The organism is Synechococcus sp. WH 5701 (assembly GCF_000153045.1).
Taxonomy (GTDB): Bacteria; Cyanobacteriota; Cyanobacteriia; order PCC-6307; family Cyanobiaceae; genus Regnicoccus_A; species Regnicoccus_A antarcticus.
Genome location: NZ_AANO01000045.1, coordinates 1 through 1732, shown reverse-complemented (window position 1 = coordinate 1732; position 1732 = coordinate 1). Strand labels below are relative to the sequence as shown.

Sequence of the window (1732 nt, the reverse complement as noted above, 5' to 3'; positions counted from 1 at the left end):
GCACATTTTGCTCTTGCTCACTGAGATGACTGAGCCAACGGCCGAGTTGCTCATGGTGAATGCGCTGCTCAACGATGTCGAGGGGTTCGTCCGCTGACGAATCGGCAATTAAGTCACCAAGGAAGCTTCGTCCTTCTTCTCCATTAACTGGAGCGTCGAGGCTGCTGGTGGTGAGGGCCTGACGCAAGAGGGAATCGAGCTCTTCCACCGGAATATCCATCGCTTCAGCGATTTCCAACCGGTTCGGCATGGCGCCAAGCTTGTGGGCGAGATCCAAACTGACTTTGCGAATCGTGGTGAGACGTTCGCTGAGATGAACAGGGAGACGGATCGTGCGGGATTGGCAAGCAATCGCCCTGGTCATGCTCTGCCGAATCCACCAGAAGGCGTAGGTCGAAAACTTGTACCCCCTTGTGGGATCGAATTTTTCAACAGCCCGTTCCAAGCCAAGAGAACCCTCTTGGATCAAGTCCAAAAGTTCTAAACCTTTGCCCTGGTATTTCTTGGCAACGCTGACGACAAGACGAAGGTTGGCCTTCATCATCCGCTCTTTGGCCCGACGGCCAATACGAAGCATGCGCCGCTGTTTAGTCGTCAGGTCTTCAACTTTGAAGTCCTTCGAACCGTCTTCTGTGAAAGCCATCATGGCTTGCACTTGATTTCCCAATTCAATTTCCTCTGCCGCCGTGAGCAGAGGGATTCTTCCGATCGTTGATAAATACCAACTCACAGGATCGCTGCTACGGCGACGTTGCGTCTCGAGCGGCTTAGAAGCTGTGGACACCATGGAGGCAGCCCGAATGTGCAAAGACTTTCTTACGAAGAAACAAAAGAAGGCCTCTTTTTCAGCAACCCTTCAGATTCAGGCCAGGAAATCGAAACATTCGGGCTTAACAAATAGTTTCTTATCCAGATTTTATCGCAAAAAAACGGGGCAATTTGGACCAATCCAAGCGGTCGGAAATTGATTACCGCACGACCGTATTTGTGTTCATTTACACCTTGATGTGAGGGTTTTCATACACTAAAAAATCGACATCGTTCGCAATCCAGGGAAATTCTACGTGTATGTAAACGTGCAAAAAAGCAGGCACTGCATAGGATTCCAGCGAATCAGCTCCACCAACAGATGCAATCAACACGCATCAACCCAGAGGGGACAACGCCACCACTTTCCTCGTCGCGCTTGCCTCTCATCGGGCAGCAGCAGCACATCTAAAAAAATTCCGCAAGCCGATCCGCAATGTTCTCGTGAGCAACTTTCAAACAAAGCTGCAAAACCAACCAACAAACCGCCGTCGCAACAATCTCGGCATCACACGCATCAGCTCAAGGCCAGCCCATGGCGAGATTGATGGCCGGGAGCTCACTATGGAGTGATCTCCCTGCGCCGCCGATGGCCCTTGGAACAACCATGACGGAGGCCGGAGAAGCCGCCCTGACCCGGCTGCGTCAATGGCCTGGGGAGCATCGCGTCGCCGTCGGGTTGTCGGGTGGAGTGGATAGTTCCTTAACCGCTGCCCTGTTGGTGGAAGCCGGCTGGGAGGTCGAGGGACTGACGTTGTGGCTGATGAGTGGAAAAGGCGCCTGCTGCGCTGAAGGGTTGGTGGATGCCGCAGGCATCTGTGAGCAGTTGGGCATCCCTCACCATGTGGTCGATACCCGCGAAACCTTCCAAAAGGAAATTGTTCAACGACTCGTGGATGGCTACCAGGGACGGCATCACGCCGCT

1 protein-coding gene and 1 pseudogene are annotated in these 1732 nt (G+C 53.2%); one reads left to right on the top strand and one right to left on the bottom strand.

What is annotated here, in order from left to right; all coding sequences use genetic code 11:
- On the bottom strand, positions 1-787 hold a 787-nt coding region (locus WH5701_RS00235), incomplete at its 3' end, for a sigma-70 family RNA polymerase sigma factor (RefSeq protein ID WP_037979049.1).
- Positions 788-1396: 609 nt separating this feature from the next.
- Here WH5701_RS00235 and WH5701_RS16070 point away from each other — a divergent pair.
- Positions 1397-1732 (top strand): annotated as a pseudogene (locus tag WH5701_RS16070) (tRNA 2-thiouridine(34) synthase MnmA); the annotation flags it as partial.